Source organism: Desulfosporosinus sp. (assembly GCF_014237355.1).
Classification (GTDB): Bacteria; Bacillota; Desulfitobacteriia; order Desulfitobacteriales; family Desulfitobacteriaceae; genus Desulfosporosinus.
In genome coordinates, this window is record NZ_JABZFS010000003.1 from 19,032 (window position 1) to 40,723 (window position 21,692).

The window sequence follows — 21,692 nt, forward strand, 5'->3', positions numbered from 1 at the left end:
GTTGAATTTGCGACTTCGTAGTGGTTAGTTTTGCAAAAATATTTGGGGGGGACTCTATTAAGGGTCCCCCCTTCGAAGTACCATGGTATAATAAGGTCAGAACACTGTAAACTAACAAGTATGAGCAAAATCCTGTGTTTCCGGGAAATGCAGAGAGGAGGTAGTGGCAGTGCGAGTTACGGTAAAACTATTCGCGACGTTTCGGGATGGCCGATTTAAGGTTGAAGAGAGGGAGCTTCCGGAAGGGAGCAAGGTTATGAGTGTTCTGGAACCGTTAAATATTAAACCGGAGGAAGTTGCTATTTGTCTTGTCAACGGGCAGAATGTCGACGAACAGCACGTTCTTAACGATGGAGATACAATCGCACTCTTTCCGCCAGTAGGAGGGGGTTAAATGCCGATTAATGGTCGTTATGATCGTAATAAGAAAACCTTGTCTGACGAGGACCAGTCCAGGCTTGCTACTTCATGTGTAGCAATCGTAGGGTGTGGAGGACTTGGAGGTTATATTGCTGAAGAACTTGCTCGGATTGGAATCGGGCGCTTAGTGTTAATTGATGGAGATCGCTTAGAGGCTAGTAATCTTAATCGGCAGATAATGGCCACTGAACTGAATATTGGGCAGTGGAAAGTGGAAGCTGCCCGTGATCGATTGAGAAGTGTGAATTCTGAGGTACAAGTTGATGTGATTAAAGAATGGTTTGACGAGGAGAAGGGGCCAAAACTTTTGCTGGAAGCTGATTTGGTTTTTGATGCTCTTGATTCATTATCCGCTCGTGTTATCTTGGAAAGGGTCTGCCACCAACTTCAGTTACCACTTGTATTTGCCAGTATTGCCGGCTGGTTTGGTCAAATAGGGGTAAGTTTGCCAGGGGACTTTAGCGTTTTGCGCTTATTTGGGCATGGGGAAAAGGGCGTAGAGAGTTCCTGGGGTAATCCAGCGTTTACGCCGGCGGTCTTAGCCAGTCTAAGTGTAGCAGAGGGTATAAAGATACTGATTGGACGGATGCCTGCTCTACGTCGTGCGTGGTTGCAGGTGGATTTACTAACAATGGAATTTGATCGATTTGAAATCGGTGATATATAAAATCTTTACTATACAATGCAAGCACAGTGTCATGCTATGAAAGCCATAAGCACTGTGTCATCCTGAAGGAGGGACGACTGAAGGATCCAGATCCTTCGCTACGCTCAGGATGACAGATAATTTATCGACGAAATTTCATGTGCTTCAAAACTTCCACTATAAGACAAAAATTAGATCATGAAAGGTGAATTTGAGCATGGGAAGCACTAGTGAGTTATTCAAAGTTCAGACATTAACTGAAGCGATAGAAGCCTTAAAGCCCTATGTTCTTTCATTCTATGAGCGTGTTGAAAAGATACCCTTAACGGAATCACTGGGACGTATTCTAACTCAAGATATTCCGGCAACCTGTTCAGTGCCGCATTTTCGAAAATCTACAATGGATGGAATGGCCGTTCGAGCTGCGGATACATTTGGAGCCAGTGAAAGTATGCCTGCATTAGTAGAGTGTTGTGGAGAAATACGGATGGGTGAAGCTCCTACCAACCCCTTGGAAAAAGGCAAGGGGATTCTAATACCTACAGGCGGAATGCTTCCAGAGGGTGCGGATGCTGTCGTAATGGTTGAACGACTTGAACACTTTGGTGGAACACTTTATGGAGTTACTAAGGCCGTTGCCCCAGGAGAAAACCTCATTGACATTGGGGAAGACTTGACAGTCGGGGAAGTTATTCTTTCGAAGTTCACACGAATCAGAGCCCAGGAAATGGGGCTTTTGGCGTCTCTTGGGCTAGCATATGTTCCCGTTTTACCCCGGTTTCACGTCGGAATTCTGTCGACTGGGGATGAAATTATTTCTCCAGAGCTAGAACCTCTTCCAGGCCAGTCAAGAGATATCAATGGCTATACACTACTTGGACAGGCCTTAGCTAGTGGTGCTGAAGCACGGCATTACGGTATCGTGAAAGATGATTTAGAAGAGCTTCGCGCAGTCCTCACCCAAATGTTAAAGGAAAATGATATTGTTTTACTTTCTGGCGGGAGTTCAGTAGGGTTGCGTGATCTGTCTGCCCAACTGATCAGCGAACTAGGAGAGCCAGGATTGCTTTTTCATGGCTTAGCCCTTAGGCCAGGTAAGCCAACGATTGGTGGAGTCGTAGAGGGTAAAATGATGATTGGACTTCCCGGACATCCGGCCTCGGCAATGATTGTTTTCGATGCCCTGGTTCGTCCGTGGTTAGATGGTTCCGTTATAAACCCGCAAGTTGCCCCCCTGCCAAAGGGGACGTTATCCCAAAACTTATATTCCGGAAGTGGGCGAGAGGAGTTTGTACGAGTACGTCTTATACCCGATGGAGAAGGCTGGCAGGTTGAGCCAGTTCGAGGAAAGTCTGGCTTAATTCGAACCATGGTACTCGCTGATGCCATCGTGCATATTGGCCTAGATACAGAGGGTATAGAAGCGGGGAAAGAGGTCTCTTTTCGTCTTTTGCGTTAAAGTGAGTGACAGAATGTTTTTAACGTTTACCTATGGGTGTCTTGAAACATTAGAAACTGCTAAAGTGGGAGGCAAAAACGTGGAACGCCAAATATATCTTAAAAATACGGCTTGGCAAGAAGGGCTAGAGTTAATGATGGATAGGCTTGCGGGGAGCTGTATTCCTAAAAATGAACGGGTAGATGTACGTTCAGCGCTGCATAGAATTACGGGGACAATCGTACGGGCCAAAAAAAGCTCGCCCCATTTTGCTGCTTCTGCCATGGATGGATATGCTATTAGAGCTAAGGACACTCATGGAATCTCAGAGCGGGAACCCCGTTGGTTAGAACTCGGAGTTCAAGCTATTCAAGTCGATACTGGGGATCCCCTTCCAGAAGGCATGGATGCAGTCGTCATGCTCGAAGATGTTTTAGAATTAGGGGAACGTGGAATTTTACTTCAATCCCCAATTGTGCCTTGGAATCATGTTCGTCCAGTAGGGGAGGACATTGTTGAGGGGGAAGTGCTGTTGCCCATTCACCATCGCATACGTCCTCAAGATCAAGGGGCCTTACTAGCTGCCGGGGTATTAGAGTTAGAGGTTAGGCGTAAGACAAGGGTAGGAATTTTGCCTACCGGAGATGAAATCCGTCCTGTAGAGGCCGATCTTCAAGTGGGAGATATCGTTGATAGTAATTCTACAGTATTGGCTTCTTTGGTACAGGAGTGGGGTGGAACAGCAACGATATGGCCAATTACACCTGATAAACCCGAGCAGCTGGAAGCGGCTATTTTGCAGATGGCAGCCTCTCAGGATATCTTAGTGATCATTGCAGGATCATCCCAGGGCCGGGATGACTATACCTCCCATCTGGTAGAAAAGCATGGGACCCTTTATCTTCATGGAGTAGCAATTAAACCCGGTAAACCCGTTGTCTTAGGAGAGGTTCAAGGTAAGCCAACCATTGGAATTCCTGGTTACCCTGTATCCGCTTATTTGACGGCCCATTTATTCCTAGAACCTTGGGTTAAGCATTATCAAGGTTTAGGTAAAGACTCTCAAGCTACGCTGGATGCTGTAATTAGCAAGAAAGTTTTCTCTTCCTTAGGTAGTGAAGAATTCGTGCGAGTTAAAGTGGGTAAAGTTGGAGAACGCTGGGTAGCGGCTCCTTTAAGTCGGGGTGCGGGTGTAACGATGAGCTTGGTGAGAGCGGATGGGATGTTGCGGGTTCCACGCTTACAGGAAGGGTTTCATGAGGGAGAAACAGTCCCCGTGGAGCTTTTACGCCCTGTTTCAGAGTTAGAGGAGACTCTTGTGTGTATTGGCTCCCATGACCTCACCTTGGATGTTTTAAGCAGCCATATGAAGGCTAGAGGGGGATATGGAGGGATTGCTTCAGCCCATGTGGGGAGTCTGGCTGGCATTTTATCCTTGCGCAAAGAGGAAGCTCACTTTGCGGGAATTCACTTACTTGATCCGGAGACAGGGGAGTACAATCACTCATATTTACAACGCTTCTTACCGGGAAAAGATGTTGCCTTGATGAACTTAGTCTATAGGACTCAAGTTCTTATTGTACCAAAAGGAAATCCGCTAAACATAAGGACCCTAGAAGACTTCACGAAGCCAGGCGTCCGATTTATTAACCGACAGGGTGGCTCAGGAACTCGAGTGCTTTTCGATTACTTGCTTCAAAAGCAAGGTCTACGTAAGGAACAAATTTTAGGATACGAGCGGGAGGAATTTACGCACCTAGCGGTCGCTATAGCGGTCGCTTCGGGAGCAGCTGATGTCGGGTTGGGTATTCAAAGCGCAGCTGAGGCATTAGGCTTAGATTTTGTTTTCATCGGGGAAGAGAGGTATGATCTAGCGATTCCGCGTGAATATCTCGGGGAACCCCGGATGAAGGCAATGATTTCGGTTATCCAAAGTAAAGCCTTCCAAGACGAAGTTATGGCTTTGGGTGGATATGATGTCCGAGATACCGGGGTTTTTTACTCCTAATAGGTTCTTGGAAAATTTAGTCGAAAGAAATAATGATGATGACGACAAATGCTCTACGCATTTGTCGTTTTTTTGAACGTATTAGAAAGTATAACTTTGGGGCCTCTTTCACTCATGTCATCCTGAGCGCAGCGAGGATCTAGATCCTTCAGTCGTTCCTCCTTCAGGATGACATAGCGCTTAAGTTGATTTTATAGCAAAGACATGTATGGTAAAAAGACGCGTAGCGTTTGTCTTAAATGCCAGACAACTTAGAAGTTTGCATATTTGGTGGCCAGGTCCCTTGAGTTAGCCAAGTATCATACTTGGTCTGACCTTTATACCCATCTGTTGCTTTATAAAACATCAGTCATAAAGTGTTCATAAATGGCACTTCAATGATGACAAGTGTGCCAGACTAGAGCACTTAAAATGTATTAATATATTACTAAAGTTCTAATTAATTAGAAAAATAACTCTACAATCCCTCGGGTAATAGGCATAGAAACAGACGAATCAAATTTTTCAGACTCTTGGCATGAGTCTTGCAATAGATATATTCAACCAGTTTAGGAAAGAATGACTATATCGCCAAGAAGACATTCAAAACTACAAAAAATTGGAGGAAACGAATATGTCAATAGTTCATCAAGTGTACGGGTACTACATGCCAACAGTGAATCTTATGGGTGCTGGAGCAGCACAAGAAACAGGTAAACAAGCAAAATTACTGGGTGGAAAAAAAGTTCTTCTCGTAACTGATGCCTTTCTTGAAAAAATTGGTATGGCTCAGGAAATTGCTGATATCATAGAAAAAGAAGGCGTTAGTGTTGTAATTTATAGTGGCGCTGAACCTAACCCTACAGATAAAAATGTACATGATGGATTTGACATTTATACCAAAGAAGGATGCGACTTAATCGTTTCAGTAGGCGGAGGGTCTTCCCATGACTGCGCCAAGGGAATTGGTCTTGTTGCAGGTAACGGCGGAAGAATTAATGACTACGAAGGCGTCGACAAATCCCCATTGCCAATGGCTCCAATGATTGCTATTAATACGACAGCTGGTACAGCCGCTGAAATGACCAGATTCTGTATTATTACCGACGCTGAGCGTCATATAAAAATGGCTATCGTTGATTGGCATGTTACCCCCAATGTCTCGATTAATGATCCCTTGCTAATGATGAAACAACCTCCTAGCTTAACCGCTGCTACAGGAATGGATGCTCTCACTCATGCTGTTGAAGCATATGTTTCCACAGCTGCCACACCGGTGACTGATTCGGCTGCCTTAATGGCTTTCAAATTAATTCCTAAATATCTACGCCGTGCAGTAGCTAATGGCGATGATTTTGAGGCCCGTGACAAAATGGCTTATGCACAATTGTTAGCTGGGATGGCCTTTAATAATGCCAGTTTAGGTTATGTCCATGCTATGGCTCACCAATTAGGTGGATTCTATAATTTACCTCATGGCGTATGTAACGCAATCCTTCTTCCCCACGTCTCACGCTTTAATATGATTGGTAACCTCGATCGTTTTGCTGAGATTGCTGAGGCTATGGGAGAAAATATTGATGGACTGTCAGTCAGAGATGCTGCAGAAAAATGTTTGACCGCAATCGCCACCTTGTCTGCTGATGTCGGAATTCCTTCAGGCTTAAAAGAATTGAACGTCAAAGAAGAAGACTTTGAACTGATGGCTGGTAATGCCAAGCTAGATGCTTGTCAATTTACCAATCCTCGCACCGCCACCTTAGAGCAAGTAATCCAAATCTACAAAAATGCAATGTAATATCTAGAGTGTCAAAGCGTGTCAAAGGGACGGTCCTTTTTGACACGCTTCTTTTAAGACCAAGAAGAGTCATAAAAAGGCCTAAGCCTAGACAAAAGACAGGGAACTTATAATAAAAAGTTCCCTGTCCTTTTGTCATGTTCATTTTAACATTTAAAGTGAGAGTAATCCCTTGATAAGTTCCGGTAAAAAACCTGAAGTCCTATTGTATTTCGTGAAGAGTAATCACTGTACTCGTGATTAAATTTAGGTTTACTAGTGTAGGATAAGCTTTTCGTCGCCCCTGACACAATTATTTGCCGAAGGAACAGTGGGGATAGGTGCAGACTGGGCATTCAAGGCATAGGCCGCCGCTTCCAAGTTTGACTATGTCATGGCGGGTCAGGCGTTCTCCCGTGAGTATGCGTGGAGCGACTAAATCGAAAGCAGTTGTCTTAGAATACATGACGCAGCCTGGTAATCCCATAATGGGGACATCTCCCATGTAGGCAAGTAAAAACATGGCACCAGGTAAAACCGGGGCACCGTAGGTGATAAGTTCCGCTCCCAGCTCTTTAATAGCCGTGGGAGTGACATCATCAGGATCGACGGACATACCACCACTAACTAAGATCATTTCTGCCCCTTGGGCTAGTTGGTTACGTATACTTTCTTGAATCAAAGCGACATTATCGCTGGCATAGGTTTGTGCTAAGACGGTGGAACCCCAATTTTCAACTTTAGAACGCAGTACTGGACCGAATTTATCTTGGATTCGTCCATGAAAAACTTCGCTTCCAGTTATTGTGATTCCTACTTTTAAAGATTTTAACGCCTTAACTTCTAAAATAGAGGTTGAAAAAGATTTGGCAATTTCCTCCGCTTCGAGAATGACTTTTTCATCAATCATAAGGGGAACAACACGAGTTCCGGCGACTTTATCTCCCTTTTTGACTGGGTAATAATTATGACGTGTGGAGAGAATAACCCCGTCTAAGGTATTTAATGCTAAAATACCGTCTTCTGAAGAATAGAGAAGCCCATCATGAGCAGCTGTTAGGGTGATTTTTCCTTCTTTGGGTTCGTCTAGGTTCAGACCTGAGCCGGTTACCGCTTGGGCAAGTCGCTCTGCTGCTTCATTCTCATGAATAAGACCAGGCTTTTGATCCCAGACGAAAATATGCTCTTTCCCCATACTTAAGAGAACCGGGATATCTTCTTCGCGGATTACATGCCCCTTACGAAAACGAGCCCCTTTAAGGACACCAGGGATTATTTGTGTCATATCATGAATGAGAATAGCACCAACAGAATCGCGCACTTTAATTTTTTCCATGGGGGTAGCCTCCAATACTCGTATGATCTATTGTTAATCATCTTTTAGCACGCTGAAAAGGATATGAAAAAGACAAATACTAACTATTGACTTGACTATTCCTATCTTGATCGTATCGCATTCTCAACAGGAGGTCAAGCTAGGAAATCGAATCCAATTTATGGAATATTTGACCAAATTGACGTTTGCGATTCGCAACAACTACTTATTACTGATATAATTTAATGGGTATATGATAGTAGTTTAAGATGCTTTCTGAAATGAAGGTATTCTAGGGGGAGCGCATCAAATGGATAAACAAGTGTATCTCGGACTAAAAAAAGTATTTGACCAGAAACTAGAAGCAGCTTTAGTTACAGTAACAAGTGTACTAGGATCAACACCTCGTAAACCTGGGGCGAAAATGTTAGTTTTCGCTGATGGGACGACGGTTGGTACCATTGGGGGCGGATGTGGTGAGGCTGAGGGGAGGCGGGAAGCCCTTAATGTATTAACGTCTCACGAGTCAAAAATATATCGCCTGAATATGACCGCAGATATAGCTCAAGAGGAAGGGATGGTCTGCGGCGGGATCATGGAATTATTCATTGAGTATATGGGTGCCTATAGCTCTGCAGAAGAGCTTGAGCTTAACCAAAACTATCTGTCAGCTCTAGAGAGTCCTACTAATCCAGTCCTTGTAACCATCCTTGTAACGCCGGAAAAATCTCGGCTCGGAAATAAACTAATCATCAAAAACGAGGAAATCTTAGGGGATCTTGGGGACATGAAACTTAATGAGGCCGCCTTTGAAAAAGTAAAAGCGGGCGGCAGGAAATGCCAACCCTTCTTAATATGTTTGGACATTGAGTACAATATATGTGAAAGCGCCTCTCCAAAAGCAGCTTACCGATTATTGGTTGAGCCTCCGACAACCGTTGTTAAATTGTTGATCTTAGGTGCTGGACATATCGCAGTCCCCCTTGCAGCCATGGCTAAAATGGTTGGATATGAAGTGACTGTCGTCGATGACCGTCCATCCTTTGCTAACACCCAGCGATTTAGCACGGCGGATAAGGTGATATGCGCCGACTTTAAACAAGCCTTAGAGACCTTAGATATAAATCCGCAAACCTTTGTTGTGATCATAACCAGGGGGCATCGGTATGACAAGGTCTGTTTAAAGAAAGTCATCGAACAACCAGCCTTCTATGTTGGTATGATTGGTAGCCGGAAAAGGGTGAAATCCTTAATTGCTGACTTAGAGGAGGAGGGAGTACCCCGTGAAGCTCTGCAAAAATTATATTCTCCTATAGGTTTAAAGATTGGAGCGGAAACCCCTGAAGAAATAGCTGTAAGCATTCTTAGTGAGCTTATTAAAGTTCAAAGAGAACCCAATCCCAGTTAGATTAACAGGAATAGAAAAAAACTTCTGAGGATACCACTGATCTAGGTTCGCTAAACATGTATGACATGGACGGAAGAATAGCTGTAGCAAACTTTAATAGGTTTGTTACAGCTATTTATAATAGCGGGCCACTCCATGTCGTTAGCCGCAGCACTAATGGGTGTTAAAAAAATCTGTAAGTCAGGAGGAAAAATAAGCAAGGAAATGCTTGACTTCCTCTGTAGGGGGAGCCCTCAGTAGTTCTGCAGGAGAACCTTCAGCCACTACTTGCCCGTTTAGAAGAATCAATGTTCTATTGGTTAAATGGGCGATGTCTTTAAAGTCATGGCTAACTAGGACGGTTGTAGTTTGAGTAGTCTTAAAAACCTTAGCTAGATCGATCCGTAGTCCTTCTTTAGTGGGTGCATCTAGGGCTGAAAAGGGTTCGTCGAGAAATAGAACATCAGGCTCTATAGCAAAAGCTCGTGCCAGGCTAACTCGTTGAGCTTCTCCTCCGGACAGAGAACGTGCAGCTTGTTTAGAAAGATGGGCCACTCCAAATTGTTCTAACCAATAATCGACTTTGTCTCGAATAATTCCTTTAGCTAGACCCCGAATCTTTAGACCCATGGCTACATTGTCAAATACTCGTGTGTTTAATAAGAGTGATTCCTGAAAGACAATGGCAATTTTGCGACGAATGGAAAGTGGCACGGCCTTTGGTACAGATTGACCCTGAAAAAAGAGGCGTCCAGAGGTTGGAGTTTCTAAAAAAGCTAAGATTTTTAATAAACTGCTTTTGCCAGAACCGTTCGGTCCAATGAGTCCGACACATTCTCCTGACAATAAGTTAAAATTAATGCCTTGTAAAATTAATCTATTGTCCTGCTTCCAACGTATCTCCTGAGCTTCCAGCACACTAAGGCCCTCCTTGCTGTTTCTGTTGAAGTAAGGTTAACCCTAATGTAGCTCCATAGGCAAGTAAACATAAGATAATGCTCAAGGCAATGGCTATGTCGAAGTTCCCCTTAGAGACTTCTAAAACCGTTGCGGTTGTTAAGACGCGGGTATATCCTTGAATGTTGCCACCTACTGCCATGGAGGCTCCAATCTCTGAGACCACAGCCCCAAAACCGGCAATAATAGCTGCCAGTAGGGAATAACGGACTTCTTTTAAAAGCAGCCAAATATACTGTAGGCGAGTGGCACCCAGGGCCTTAATTTGCAACCTCAGTTTGGGGTTGGTTTGTTGTAGAGCGGCACAGGTTAAGGCCGCGACAATAGGAGAAGCAATGATTGCTTGGGCAATAATAATGGCTGTAGGGGTATAGATAATGTTCAAAAAGCCAAAGGGACCTGAGCGCCAAAGGAATATTGAGACCCAAAGTCCTACGACCACCGGCGGCAAGCCCATTCCGGTATTCACAATGCTTAAAACAAATCGGCGGCCTGGAAAGGGTTTAAGAGCTAAGAGTGTCCCGAAGGGAATTCCGATTAGCAGGCTTATAAAAGTTCCAGTACCGGATATTTTTAGAGTCAAGAGCGTAATGTCCATCACCTCGGGATCCCCGGTCAGAAGGAGGTGAAGGGCAGCTAGAATTCCCTGCCAGATCATTTCCATAAGTAACATTTCCTTTTTGTACCACATTTTATCGAAGGTATTCCTTCGAAGCAAGGGTTATTCAAAGTAGATCCTCCGTTATCTCGTCAAAATCGCAAGGACATCCACCTCTGGGAAGTGGGTGTTCCTTCACTTTTTCGATTCGGGTTACTTACCTGCGTCAGCAAAAAAGAGGGGTTGGCCGAACTTATCTTTTCCAAAGGATCCAATGATTGATTGAGTTTCTGCATCGATCATAAACTCAACAAAGGCTTTAGCGCCATCAGCATTGACTTTGGAGAATTTCTCGGGGTTAACTTGCATGACATGGTAAATATTCAAGAGCGAAGTGTCTCCTTCAAGAAGAATATCTAGCCGTAAATTCTTTTGGGTGGCTAAGTAGGTGGCGCGATCTGTTAAGGTATACCCTGCTTTTTCAGAGGCGATGGTTAGAGTTTGTCCCATTCCTTGACCTGTGGATTGATACTTCTCAGGGGCTGGTTTCAGATTGGCTTTAGTCCATAATCCTTTTTCTATTTTGTCTGTTCCGGAATCGTCTCCACGAGTGACAAAGATTGCGGAACTATCCACAATCTGCTTAAAAGCATCAGTGACAGTTTTGGCTTCTTTGACTTTAGCTGGATCGGCTGACGGTCCTACGATGACGAAATCGTTATGCATTACGAGTTGGTAGTTTATAGCTGTTTTATTATCAACCAATTTTTTTTCTGAGGCAGGGGCATGGACTAGTAAAACATCAGCATCCCCTTTTTCCCCCATGGCTAATGCTGCTCCTGTACCGACGGCAATGGGTTTAACTTTGTAGCCTGTCTTTTTCTCAAAAACTGGGAGGAGTTCATCAAGTAAACCGCTGTCTTGAGTACTTGTCGTGGTCGCTAAGATTATGTCAGGTCTTTCCGGTTTTGGGGCTTCACTTGATTGTGGTGCAGGAGTTTCCGGGGGCGGGGCCTTTCCGCACCCGACGAGGGTCACCATTAGTGCAAGTATAAGGATTAAAAAACTAAATGTTAATCGGTTTAAGATCTTTTTCATAAGTATTTCCTCCCCTAAAAATCTTATCCAATCCGACGGCTCTCCACTATATGATGTCTGAATAGGTAACCATTGCTTGTTGAGTCGCTTCGTTGAATATTTCACAAACTATGTAGTTTAAATAGGCTGCCGACTTTACCGCCGCATATCCTCTAGATGGTTGTTCGGGAAAGGAAGCAAAAGAGTTCTTCCTGTAGGGGCAATTCATGAATTGCCCCTACTTTTTTACATCTAAAAAGATTTTTCCGGTTAAAGAAGTATCGTAACCATGAAGTTGATTGATAGCTTGAATGAATCCAGGAGATTTTAGAATAGTGATTAGTTGTTGCCAGGCTGGGGTTTTTGTGGTTTTCCCTAAACAGACCAGATCATAACGTTCTTGGAACAAAGGGATAAAATCCAGACCCAAGCGTTGAGCTGCGGCTTTCACTCCGACGCCGACATCAGCTTGTCCATTGGCAATACGACAGGCGATACCAGAGTGGGTTGTTTCCTCATGTTCATAACCGAGGATTTCGCCGGGTGAAATTTTAGCCGAGCGCAGATAGGCGTCTAGTCGAAGGCGGGTCCCGGATCCTTTCTGCCGATTAATGAAGTTCAGACCTTCAATCGTTATATCTTCCCAGGAGCGAAGATTAAATGGATTGCCAGGTGCTACGATAAACCCTTGCTCACGTTGGACCAGATTAATAAGGCAAACTGGTTCGCCGGGGATAACATGTTTGACAAAGGGTGTGTTATAGTCTCTTGAGACGTCATCCCAAAGGTGAATACCTGTGATATCGGCCTCCTCACGATAAAGGGCAATCAGTCCATCCATACTACCCCTAAAGGAAAGAGAGGATTCTACTGGAAGGGGAGTGTGCTTTAGAAATTCGAAAAGTAGTTCAACGGTTGGATCATGGCTTCCTATAAAGCGAAAAGCAGGCGAGGCAGGAATAGGGGCGGGTACGGTACTGGGAGTAGTATTAGTAACACCTAGGTTTCCACGTAAATAGTTGTCAAGGACAGCAGGATCTATACGAAGCTGGCGTCCGATGTGGTGTGCAGGAATCTCTCCCCGTTTTACTAGCTCATAAAGTGTGTACTTGGAAACCTTCAGAATTTTTGCTGCTTCAGCAGCCGTCAAGGTTAGACTCAAATAGTTCACCCCTCTTTTTGCTTTCCTTTTAATTTTAGAATAGTGTTACATACAAGTCAATAGATTTGTTTGAAATACTTAGCTTTAATTTGTTTTAGTTTGTTTTAATTAGCAGGATAGTTTGAGAAATTAGCTACAGCCGTGTTTGAGGCTAAAAATCTAGATCCTTGGATTAGGATAAACATTCTGGGATTACCGGGGCTTAAATTAATGAACATTTTAACAACACATATCTCATTATTTTGGAGTAGAATAAGGATGAATCAAAATAAAATTTTGTTGACAAGGCGGTACTTTATGCTAAAATTTAACGTGATGGAAATTTGGGAAATAACCGGAGGGGATATGATCCGGCCCAGATTCTTTCCTATTTTTTAGTAGAAAAGGGGGCAAAGATCACAATTGGCAAATTCTCTTGGACGTCATGTGTTGGCTGAAATCTATGGGTGTAGCTTCGACATTTTAAATGATCGTGAAAAGGTCGAAGCACTTATGGTCAACGCAGCTTTGGAAGCTGGTGCCGAGGTTCGTGAGGTTGTATTCCACAAGTTTAGTCCTCAAGGGGTGAGCGGTGTTGTTGTAATATCAGAATCACACCTAGCCATCCATACGTGGCCAGAACTCGGATACGCGGCAGTAGACGTCTTCACGTGCGGGGACAGTGTCAATCCCTGGGATGCCTGTAATTATTTAACAGATCATTTTGAAGCAGGGCATATGACAGCGACGGAAATGAAGCGTGGTATTGTTGACGAATCGAAGGAAGCGGTAAATTTATAGGAGGGATATTTATTTTACTCCGGACTAAGTCGAGTACGGATGAAGAAGACAGGTTATTCTTTATTACGGGTGGGTTCTAGTAGACCTTGTGACTTACGAAAAAAAGTTGCAGGGTCTATTATATTTTTGCCTGCTGGTACATATTCTTTCAATAATAATGTCATATTATCAGAGTATATTGCATAAAAAGGGCAGGAGTTTGAATAAATTTATCGAATACATAATAGGTTAATGTCCTGAATGGAAGGCAAGGAGCGATTACATGGTTCCGGTAGATTTCAGCTTTTGTGGGAAACTCAACAAAGTCCAAACGTATTTGCGCGAAGAAATCAACATTAAGCCAGCAGGCTTTGAGGAATTAGTGCAATTAGAGATGAATGAACTCGATCAAACGGTAAATCCGGCAATCGTACTAGCAGTAAGTGGGTCATGCACTAAACATGACAGCAAATCAGAAGCATTGGCTGGCATTATTCAGTTTATGTTCATGGCTAATAAGGTTCATAGACTCATGAAAGATGACGCTGATCTTGCAGAAGAACTTAGACAGTTTCCTGTGCTCGTCGGAGACTTGTTGTATGGGAAGTTTTTCCTTGAGCTTTGTCGTAAGAAACTACTATTCTTCCTAGACCCTCTAGCCCAAGTGATGGGAACCATGAGTCAGGGGGGGATTTCTAGATGGCTTTCTCGTGACAAGTCACTAAGCAGAGATGAGTTGCTTCATATTATTGAACTAGAAAGTGCTTCTTTAACTGGGGTTGGGGCCCGACTCAGCGCTGAACTCGCGGGTGTCTCGCTTCCTTTACAGAAAAAACTGGAATCCTTTGGCTTGGAAATGGGATTAGCTTGGGGTGCTTGGAAGGAACGCATGGAAATGACTGTTGTCGAGTCGATTCTTCAGCGGGCAAATGCAATTCTAGAAGATATATCTAATGAATCGCAAATTGAACAGCGGCCTCTCCGGGAAGTTCACCAATACCTAACCAAGCAACTTAGTACTGAGTACAACCCTCAAGAGATAGCACCGTAACGAACGGAGTGGAGTATGGATAAACTAAAGGTTTTCTTTGAAATGATTAAGTTGGAACATACAATTTTTGCTCTGCCCTTTGCTTATTTAGGAGGCTTTTTGGCTGCAAATGGTGTTCCGCCAGCGATGAAACTCTTATGGATCACTCTAGCTATGGTTGGGGCTAGAACAGCCGCAATGTCTTTAAATCGGCTGATTGATCGGCACATTGATGCACGTAATCCCCGGACGGCCCAGAGAGCGTTGCCCGCGGGCCAGCTTAGAGTAAATGAGGTTTACCTATATACTGTGCTGTCCTTTCTGCTTTTAGGTATATCAGCCTATAAGCTCAATTTATTAGCCTTATTATTGATGCCAATCGCCGTTTTCTTTCTGGTCTTATATTCTTATACTAAACGTTTTACTTGGGCTTGCCATTTAGTATTAGGGATCTCGTTGGGTTTGGCTCCCGCAGGAGCTTGGATTGGAGTAACTGGTCATTGGGCTCTGGCCCCTGTCCTCTTAGGGTTAGGAGTCATGACCTGGGTTGCGGGTTTTGATGTGGTTTATGCCTGTCAAGATGTTGAGTTTGACCGCAAAGAAGGGCTGCACTCGATCCCAGCCGTTTTTGGGATACAGAGAGCCTTGGAGATCTCGACGTTTCTGCACATCATCGCGCCGCTTTTTTTTATTGCTGTGGGAGTGGTGATGTCAATGAGCTGGCTTTATTATATCGGCGTTGCCATTGCTATTGTTTTGCTTTTTAGGCAACATCGTATTGTCTCGGCTAATGACTTCTCCAAGTTAGGAGTTGCGTTTTTTGACCTTAATGGTTATTTAAGCATTCTGCTTTTTGTCTTTTCCGTAATGGATTTAATCTTATTGTGAGATAAAGGAGGGGTAGGATTATGCCCTCATTGTTTGCGCAAAGCGAACTTAGAGATCTGATCGATTACGTCGAAAAAGGGAAACGATTGGACGCTGATGCAGGCCTGCGAATGATCAACAGCCAAGAGATACTGGCCCTTGGATATATGGCTAATATCGTACGCGAACGTAAAAATGGCAATCAAACCTTTTACATGGTCAATCGTCCGGTGGATTACGCGGATATTGACGCTTCATTTGATGAGATTGAAAAGCGCTCTATTTCATCAATGGTTTATGGAAATCAAGAATCCCAAGAAGACCGAATCCGACGTTTACTACAACTCCGAATTCTTCAAGACCAGACGAAAGAATTTTTAGCTTTTAGCCCGATTCCTTTTTACTCTGAGAACACTAAGTTAGAAGGAACTATGGGTGTCGGAACAACAACAGGCTATGAAGATCTAAAGATGCTTGCAATTTCAAGGATTCTTCTAGACAATTTTGACCATATTAAAGCTTATTGGATGATGTTGGGTCCAAAACTAGCTCAAGCTTCACTCGCTTTTGGAGTGGATGATTTAGACGGCACGGTTTTGGAGGGAGAAAGTGGTCCTAAAGCGGGGGTTGAATTAAGTAATACTGTGAGTAAGCGTGCCTTGATCCACCTGATTCAAAAGGCAGGGCGAGATGCGGTAGAGCGAGATAGTCAATATCGTATTCGCAAGTTCGATTAGGCGGGAAGGGGGAGAAGTGCATGCAAACGGAAACTATAAAAATTATTGAAAAACGTTTGGCAGGTGAGCGGTTGTCCGTCTCAGATGGGATTAAACTACTCCAAAATGCGGATCTTCTTTCTTTGGGGCAAGGAGCAAATCTCATTCGAAGCCAAATGCATCCTGAAAAAGTTATAACCTTCGTTATTGACCGCAATATAAACTATACGAATGTTTGTTCTTGTCAATGTAAATTCTGTGCTTTTTATTGTAAACCGGAGGATCCTAAAGGATATATTTTGTCACGGGACGAATTACATGCTAAAATTAAAGAAACGATTGCAGTTGGAGGAACTCAGCTCTTAATTCAAGGCGGATTACATCCTGACCTGGATTTAGAGTATTTTGAAAACCTCCTGCGCGATATTAAGGCCCATTACCCTATTCATATTCACTCCTTTAGCCCTCCGGAAATCTGGGACTTAGCGAATAAATCTAAATTACCTATTGAGGAAGTAATCCTTCGACTTCGAAACGCAGGTTTAGATTCCATTCCAGGGGGAGGAGCAGAAATCCTGGATGACCGCGTTCGTCAGCTGATCAGCCCCAATAAAATTGGTTGGCAGCAGTGGATGGATGTTATGACCGCGGCGCACAAACAAGGTATGAAAACAACGGCGACTATGATGTTTGGGCACGTGGAAACCTTTGAAGAACGGATTTTACATATGGTTCGTGTTCGGGAAGCCCAGGATCAAACGGGTGGGTTTACTGCCTTTATCCCTTGGAGTTTTGCTCCTACCAACACGTTACTTGGCGGTGAGGGAAGTACAGGGGTAGAGTACCTGAGGACCTTGGCTGTTGCACGCTTAATGCTTGATAATGTACCCAATATCCAAGCTTCGTGGGTAACTCAAGGGGCCAAGATGGCCCAGGTTGCTCTAAGTTTTGGAGCTAATGATTTTGGCAGTACTATGTTAGAGGAGAATGTTGTTCGAGCCGCTGGCGTACAAACACGTGTCCCGCTGAAGGAGATTATTCGTTGTATTGAAGATGCCGGTTACCAAGCTGTGCAGCGTAATACGCACTACGAGTGTCTAAAGGTGTACAGGAAGGAAGTGTAGGCGGATGCGCAGGCGCAAGCGACAGCTTAATGAGGCTAATTTACCCTTAATGGAACACTTAAGAGCTTTACGTAAAGTGCTGATTCTATCAGCCTATGCAATACTAATAGGTGCCATGATCGGATGGTTTTTCAGTGATCAGACCTTTGGCTATCTGGCAGCTCCGGTAATTCATCTTCAAGAAATCACGTTTATTACGACAACTCCCTTGGAACCGATGTTGGTCAAGGTTAAAGTCTCTTTACTTATTGGCATAGTCCTAGCTCTTCCGGTAGTCGTCTGGCAAATCTGGAGTTTCGTCCTACCTGCCTTAAAGCAGAATGAACGAAAATACTTGTATTTTATTTTTCCTAGTTCAGTGGTTCTCTTTCTCAGTGGAGTCGGGTTGTGTTTCTTTGTAGTACTGCCTATTGGGCTTAAGTTCTTGCTTTTTGTTGGTGGTGAGGCTGTAACATCTTATACACCCTTTCTGACCAAAACCTCCTACGTTAGCTTTCTAACGACTATGTTCTTAACCTTTGGCTTGGTCTTTCAACTTCCCATTGTCTTGTTAGTGCTAATTCGCATTGGAGTATTGACCCCTCAAGACTTAGCAACAAAAAGACGTTGGGCATTCCTCACGATAGTTATTCTGGCGGTGGTGGTTTCCCCAACACCGGATCTGCTTACTCAGCTCCTCATGGCTGGGCCAATGTATCTCCTCTATGAAATCAGCATCTGGCTGGGCTATCTTGTCGCTCGTAAAAGAGAGAACGAGCTGGCTCTGAAGTGAGTAAACTCGTTCTAAAGGGGGGTAAAACATGGGGTTAAGTGAAATCCTCTTAATATTGGTTGTTGTCCTGATTTTGTTTGGGCCTGAGGATCTGCCGGTTATTGCTCGGTCCATCGGTAAACTTATTTTTGAAATTCGAAAAGCAACAAGTGAACTGACGAAAGAGTTTCAAAACACCATAGATACACCGACTAGTATCATGAATAAAGCATTTGAACAAACAACCTCGTCACGTGGTGTTGAGAAGGATAAGGATGCCCCCAAAAGTGAGGCAGAAGATCCTGAAGCAGATGACGAACTACTGACCTACGAGGATGAAGTTAAGAAGGATCCTCTAGCGGAACTACCATTGGATATGGTATCTTATGAAGAAAAGGGTGCAAGCAGGTGAATCGGTTTTGAAACAACTCTGGCTCTTCAATCAAATTAATTCAGATCTACAACGGGTTGAAAAAGAACTGACTAAATTCGTGGAGACGGACTATCCCATTCTCCAAGATTCTGCTGTCCATTTGTTGGCTGCCGGAGGTAAGCGATTGCGCCCGGCCTTTACGCTTTTAGCGGGTAAGTTTTTTGGCTATCCGTTAGAGCGTTTAATGCCAGTCGCGATGGCCTTAGAACTTATTCATATGTCTTCGTTGGTTCATGATGATGTGGTAGATGCCTCGATGACCAGAAGAGGGCGGGCGACGGTTAAAGCGAAATGGGGTAATGTTGTTTCCGTGGAAACAGGGGATTATCTGTTAGCCAAATCCTTAATGCTCATTTCTAAGATTGATCATCCGGAGGTCGCACGTATTCTAGCTGAGATCAGTGTTGAAATGTGTCAAGGGGAAATTCAGCAGATAAAGTGTTCCTTTGATGTTGAACAAACCTTAAAACAATACTATTACCGTATTAAACGTAAAACAGCCTTGTTGATTTCGGCATGTTGCAAATTAGGGGCTTTAGTGTCTGGTGGTTCTAAGCGTCAGGTCTGGGCTTTAGGTGCCTATGGTCATTCATTGGGAATGGCTTTTCAAATCGTCGATGATGTTTTAGATATTACGGCTAAGCCCTCCGAATTCGGCAAACCGATTGGGGGGGATTTGCGCCAGGGAATTATGACCTTACCTATGATTCTCGCTCTTCAATTATCTTCAGAGTCTACCCGATTAAAGGCGTTACTTAAGAAGATGGATAAAACAGATGATGAGGTAAGTGAAACTATAGGACTAATTAAATCTAGTGGTGCCATTGATCAGTCAATGAAGCTTGTGGATTTATATATTGCGAAGGCTAAAAGACATTTACAGGAACTGCCCAAAATCCCCACCCGTAAAGCTTTGGAAGAGCTTGCTGAGTTTATCCGAACACGTAAGTTTTAGAAGAGACAGAAAGTCCATTATGATTAAAAAGACCTGCAGCTAGTCTGTAGGTCTTTTTGGATTTAACTATTAAATATATTAAAAATGAACGTATTCATTTTTAATTGACAACCGATATTTCTGCCAATATAATGAATTGTGAACCGGTTCACTTAATTGTGGAATGGGACAAGGTGACAGGCGAATCTCTGGGGGGATAAACATGCTGGTAGAAATGAACAGGCGAGAAAAAAAGAAGCTTCAGACAAAAAAGACTATAGCGGAAATAGCGTTGACCTTATATTTTAAAAAGGGCCTAAATGAAACTACGGTTGCGGAAATAATGGAGAAAGCAGCTCTTGGGACGGGTACCTTCTATAATTACTTCGAATCTAAGGAGGCTATTCTAAAGTACTGCCTAGCTGAAAGAATAGACAAAGCTAGTCAAACTTGTGAGGACATTCAATCATCAATGTTAAATTCAACCCAAAAGTTAACCCAAATCCTTCAGGTCATAGGAAAGACCCATGACGAAAATCGTCAACTGATTAGTTTATATATGAAGTTTTATCATAACTCAGATAAAGTCAATAGAGAGCCACCTCATGGAAATCGCTTTATGGAGATTTTATCCAACATTATTTTAGAAGGGCGAACCAAAAATGAGTTCAGGAAAGATATTCCTCCAGAAATAATCAATGAGATGTTTTCAGGTATTCTTAAAACTACCATGAGCAGTGATCTAAAACTATCATTTATGGATAATATCAATTTTAAATATTCTTTACTCTTAGAAGGTGTTATTAAAAGAGAAGGAGAGGTGTGACCTCAACCACCCTCCCTTTGCCGTAAAAGTTCATATCCATCCTCTTTTGGGGTATAATAACATGATTGAAACACTGCTTACACATAGTTTTGGATGTAAGTCATTGCTAGAGAAGGGGCGATTCAGTGAAGGAACACCGCGATGAGGGCATAGTAGAGGAACTATGGAAAATTTTCAGCTCCATGAAATTGGGTCTCGTGTTGTTAGGGTTAGTAGCACTTGTTGCAGGTTTGGGAACTGTATTTCCACAAGCCAACTTAGAACCGGAGAAGGCCAAAGCGGTTGGGCAGATATGGCAAACCCTTGGTTTTACTCAAATTTATAGTACAATTTGGTTTCGCTTATTATTAGGTTTACTTTGTATTAATTTAATTATTTGCAGTATACAGCGTTTTCAAGGAATCTATCGTCGAACCTTTGGGCTTAAGCCGCCTGAAAGTGCCTCAACCGTGCCGAATAAAATGAACGTCAAATTAACGGGCGAGAGTGAATCTCTTAAGAAATCCGTCCATGATGTTCTGGGACGAAATGGGTTCAAAGTTACCACAACAGAAAGTAACAAAGGCTGGAGTTTTATAGGGATTAAAAGAAGGTGGGGAAACTGGGGGTCACTTATTTCCCATATTTCCTTTGTAGTTTTAGTCATCGGAGCCATCTTAGGCACAACAATGGGGTTTAAAGGGTTCGCTATGATCAGTGCTGGTTCAACCATTCCTATAAATTCAATTAATGTATCAAAAGGAACGGTTAAACAAGATTTTAGTGTCCATATCTATTCTGCTGAGGATCGGTTTTTAGCCAATGGTGAGAGAGATAATTGGTATACAGATATAGGAATTATCGAAAACGGTCAAGAAATAACTCGCCAAACAATCTCAGTAAATCATCCACTTACTTATAAAGGGGTAACGTTTTATCAATCAAGTTTTGCCAATGGGGCTCGTCTAATAGCTGATATAAAGGAACAAAAAATCCCTATGGTATTACAAGATCGCGGCGGGAATTATTTCCAAGCACCGGGGACTGATCTCTATCTTATCGTAGCAGCTATGAAAAACGATCCGCAATCCCCGGCAATTCTGTATCAAGTCTATAGGGGGACAGGTGTAGAACCTGTACAAACGGGACAACTCAACGCAGGTCAAACAATTGACGTCCAAGGAGAGTATAAATTAACCTTCGAGGGCAGTGCTGGTTTTACGGGACTACAAATAAAACAAGACCCGGGGGTATGGGTTGTTTGGTTAGGTTGTGCCTTATTGCTGCTAGGACTTATGTTATCATTTTATTGGCGTACGATGGTTGTCTCAGGATTTTTCGAATCAGGACAGGGACCAGATGGGGAACTGACCATGGGGGCTATGGCTGGTAAAGTTGCAGGTAGAGTCCAGAAAGAATTTGATCGCTTGATTCATGATATCCAAGCCAAATAGCAAACTTTAATGTAGATTAAGATAAGTTTTACTTTCTGGCTAGTACAAGTAAAGG

At 43.3% G+C, this 21,692-nt stretch carries 21 protein-coding genes; 16 read left to right on the forward strand and 5 right to left on the reverse strand.

All coding sequences use genetic code 11. The features are described from left to right. The first annotated feature begins 169 nt into the window (after positions 1-169). The 5 genes from HGJ98_RS00585 (at position 170) to HGJ98_RS00605 (ending at position 6,289) form a co-directional block, all read left to right on the forward strand. Positions 170-394: a MoaD/ThiS family protein gene (locus HGJ98_RS00585; protein WP_291349050.1), complete on the forward strand. Its 225-nt coding sequence runs from the start codon at positions 170-172 to the stop codon at positions 392-394. Next, the gene (locus tag HGJ98_RS00590; protein ID WP_291349051.1) at positions 395-1,087 is read left to right on the forward strand and encodes a HesA/MoeB/ThiF family protein; all 693 of its coding nucleotides are present in this window, start codon (positions 395-397) and stop codon (positions 1,085-1,087) included. It abuts the gene before it with no gap. A gap of 196 nt (positions 1,088-1,283) precedes the next feature. Beyond that, a complete protein-coding gene (gene glp / locus HGJ98_RS00595) occupies positions 1,284-2,525 on the forward strand; it encodes a gephyrin-like molybdotransferase Glp (protein WP_291349052.1) in 1,242 nt (413 codons plus the stop codon). Between the two features lie 79 nt (positions 2,526-2,604). Continuing rightward, on the forward strand, positions 2,605-4,512 hold the full coding sequence (locus tag HGJ98_RS00600) for a molybdopterin biosynthesis protein (RefSeq protein WP_291349053.1): 1,908 nt from the start codon (positions 2,605-2,607) through the stop codon (positions 4,510-4,512). A 613-nt stretch (positions 4,513-5,125) separates the two neighbouring features. Further along, a complete protein-coding gene (locus HGJ98_RS00605) occupies positions 5,126-6,289 on the forward strand; it encodes an iron-containing alcohol dehydrogenase (protein WP_291349054.1) in 1,164 nt (387 codons plus the stop codon). Positions 6,290-6,581: 292 nt separating this feature from the next. On the opposite strand, the gene HGJ98_RS00610 is transcribed toward HGJ98_RS00605, so the two are convergent. Beyond that, the gene (locus HGJ98_RS00610) at positions 6,582-7,604 is read right to left on the reverse strand and encodes a molybdopterin-binding protein (RefSeq protein WP_291349055.1); all 1,023 of its coding nucleotides are present in this window, start codon (positions 7,602-7,604) and stop codon (positions 6,582-6,584) included. A gap of 289 nt (positions 7,605-7,893) precedes the next feature. Here HGJ98_RS00610 and HGJ98_RS00615 point away from each other — a divergent pair, with 289 nt between their 5' ends. Next, complete coding sequence (locus HGJ98_RS00615) at positions 7,894-8,991, forward strand: XdhC family protein (RefSeq protein WP_291349056.1); 1,098 nt, start codon at positions 7,894-7,896, stop codon at positions 8,989-8,991. A gap of 180 nt (positions 8,992-9,171) precedes the next feature. On the opposite strand, the gene HGJ98_RS00620 is transcribed toward HGJ98_RS00615, so the two are convergent. The 4 genes from HGJ98_RS00620 to HGJ98_RS00635 form a co-directional block, all read right to left on the reverse strand. After that, positions 9,172-9,888: an energy-coupling factor ABC transporter ATP-binding protein gene (locus HGJ98_RS00620; protein WP_291349057.1), complete on the reverse strand. Its 717-nt coding sequence runs from the start codon at positions 9,886-9,888 to the stop codon at positions 9,172-9,174. A gap of 1 nt (position 9,889) precedes the next feature. Beyond that, positions 9,890-10,591, reverse strand: a complete 702-nt coding sequence (locus tag HGJ98_RS00625) for an ABC transporter permease (protein ID WP_291349058.1) — start codon at positions 10,589-10,591, stop codon at positions 9,890-9,892. A gap of 147 nt (positions 10,592-10,738) precedes the next feature. Further along, positions 10,739-11,623: a substrate-binding domain-containing protein gene (locus tag HGJ98_RS00630; protein WP_291349059.1), complete on the reverse strand. Its 885-nt coding sequence runs from the start codon at positions 11,621-11,623 to the stop codon at positions 10,739-10,741. Between the two features lie 217 nt (positions 11,624-11,840). Continuing rightward, positions 11,841-12,764: a helix-turn-helix transcriptional regulator gene (locus HGJ98_RS00635; protein WP_291349060.1), complete on the reverse strand. Its 924-nt coding sequence runs from the start codon at positions 12,762-12,764 to the stop codon at positions 11,841-11,843. A 402-nt stretch (positions 12,765-13,166) separates the two neighbouring features. Between HGJ98_RS00635 and speD the strand changes: the two genes are divergently transcribed. The 10 genes from speD to HGJ98_RS00685 all read left to right on the forward strand — a co-directional run bounded on the left by speD (position 13,167) and on the right by HGJ98_RS00685 (position 21,637). Beyond that, positions 13,167-13,544: an adenosylmethionine decarboxylase gene (speD, locus tag HGJ98_RS00640; protein WP_007780649.1), complete on the forward strand. Its 378-nt coding sequence runs from the start codon at positions 13,167-13,169 to the stop codon at positions 13,542-13,544. Positions 13,545-13,806: 262 nt separating this feature from the next. Then, positions 13,807-14,574, forward strand: coding sequence for a geranylgeranyl pyrophosphate synthase (locus HGJ98_RS00645; protein ID WP_291349061.1), 768 nt, complete (start codon positions 13,807-13,809; stop codon positions 14,572-14,574). Between the two features lie 15 nt (positions 14,575-14,589). After that, on the forward strand, positions 14,590-15,441 hold the full coding sequence (locus tag HGJ98_RS00650) for a UbiA-like polyprenyltransferase (protein WP_291349062.1): 852 nt from the start codon (positions 14,590-14,592) through the stop codon (positions 15,439-15,441). A gap of 20 nt (positions 15,442-15,461) precedes the next feature. Continuing rightward, entirely contained in the window at positions 15,462-16,157 is a 696-nt protein-coding gene (locus HGJ98_RS00655) for an FO synthase (protein ID WP_291349063.1), read from the forward strand. A gap of 20 nt (positions 16,158-16,177) precedes the next feature. After that, positions 16,178-17,260, forward strand: coding sequence for a cyclic dehypoxanthinyl futalosine synthase (gene mqnC / locus HGJ98_RS00660; RefSeq protein WP_291349064.1), 1,083 nt, complete (start codon positions 16,178-16,180; stop codon positions 17,258-17,260). 4 nt (positions 17,261-17,264) lie between these two features. Then, positions 17,265-18,032 carry a twin-arginine translocase subunit TatC gene (tatC, locus tag HGJ98_RS00665; protein ID WP_291349065.1) on the forward strand — a complete coding sequence of 256 codons (768 nt, stop codon included), beginning with the start codon at positions 17,265-17,267 and terminating at the stop codon, positions 18,030-18,032. Between the two features lie 28 nt (positions 18,033-18,060). After that, positions 18,061-18,423 carry a twin-arginine translocase TatA/TatE family subunit gene (locus tag HGJ98_RS00670; RefSeq protein WP_291349066.1) on the forward strand — a complete coding sequence of 121 codons (363 nt, stop codon included), beginning with the start codon at positions 18,061-18,063 and terminating at the stop codon, positions 18,421-18,423. Positions 18,424-18,430: 7 nt separating this feature from the next. Next, complete coding sequence (locus tag HGJ98_RS00675; RefSeq protein WP_291349067.1) at positions 18,431-19,399, forward strand: polyprenyl synthetase family protein; 969 nt, start codon at positions 18,431-18,433, stop codon at positions 19,397-19,399. Between the two features lie 202 nt (positions 19,400-19,601). Beyond that, on the forward strand, positions 19,602-20,204 hold the full coding sequence (locus HGJ98_RS00680; protein WP_291349068.1) for a TetR/AcrR family transcriptional regulator: 603 nt from the start codon (positions 19,602-19,604) through the stop codon (positions 20,202-20,204). 125 nt (positions 20,205-20,329) lie between these two features. Then, a complete protein-coding gene (locus tag HGJ98_RS00685; RefSeq protein WP_291349069.1) occupies positions 20,330-21,637 on the forward strand; it encodes a cytochrome c biogenesis protein ResB in 1,308 nt (435 codons plus the stop codon). Positions 21,638-21,692 lie beyond the last annotated feature (55 nt).

Excerpts from the sequence above, each read along its gene's own strand:
- HGJ98_RS00590 (WP_291349051.1), top strand. The coding sequence starts at position 395 with ATGCCGATTAATGGTCGTTATGATCGTAATAAGAAAACCTTGTCTGAC.
- glp (WP_291349052.1), top strand. The coding sequence starts at position 1,284 with ATGGGAAGCACTAGTGAGTTATTCAAAGTTCAGACATTAACTGAAGCG.
- HGJ98_RS00605 (WP_291349054.1), top strand. The coding sequence starts at position 5,126 with ATGTCAATAGTTCATCAAGTGTACGGGTACTACATGCCAACAGTGAAT.
- HGJ98_RS00610 (WP_291349055.1), bottom strand. The coding sequence starts at position 7,604 with ATGGAAAAAATTAAAGTGCGCGATTCTGTTGGTGCTATTCTCATTCAT.
- HGJ98_RS00615 (WP_291349056.1), top strand. The coding sequence starts at position 7,894 with ATGGATAAACAAGTGTATCTCGGACTAAAAAAAGTATTTGACCAGAAA.
- HGJ98_RS00625 (WP_291349058.1), bottom strand. The coding sequence starts at position 10,591 with ATGGAAATGATCTGGCAGGGAATTCTAGCTGCCCTTCACCTCCTTCTG.
- HGJ98_RS00630 (WP_291349059.1), bottom strand. The coding sequence starts at position 11,623 with ATGAAAAAGATCTTAAACCGATTAACATTTAGTTTTTTAATCCTTATA.
- HGJ98_RS00645 (WP_291349061.1), top strand. The coding sequence starts at position 13,807 with ATGGTTCCGGTAGATTTCAGCTTTTGTGGGAAACTCAACAAAGTCCAA.
- HGJ98_RS00650 (WP_291349062.1), top strand. The coding sequence starts at position 14,590 with ATGGATAAACTAAAGGTTTTCTTTGAAATGATTAAGTTGGAACATACA.
- HGJ98_RS00655 (WP_291349063.1), top strand. The coding sequence starts at position 15,462 with ATGCCCTCATTGTTTGCGCAAAGCGAACTTAGAGATCTGATCGATTAC.
- mqnC (WP_291349064.1), top strand. The coding sequence starts at position 16,178 with ATGCAAACGGAAACTATAAAAATTATTGAAAAACGTTTGGCAGGTGAG.
- tatC (WP_291349065.1), top strand. The coding sequence starts at position 17,265 with ATGCGCAGGCGCAAGCGACAGCTTAATGAGGCTAATTTACCCTTAATG.
- HGJ98_RS00670 (WP_291349066.1), top strand. The coding sequence starts at position 18,061 with ATGGGGTTAAGTGAAATCCTCTTAATATTGGTTGTTGTCCTGATTTTG.
- HGJ98_RS00680 (WP_291349068.1), top strand. The coding sequence starts at position 19,602 with ATGCTGGTAGAAATGAACAGGCGAGAAAAAAAGAAGCTTCAGACAAAA.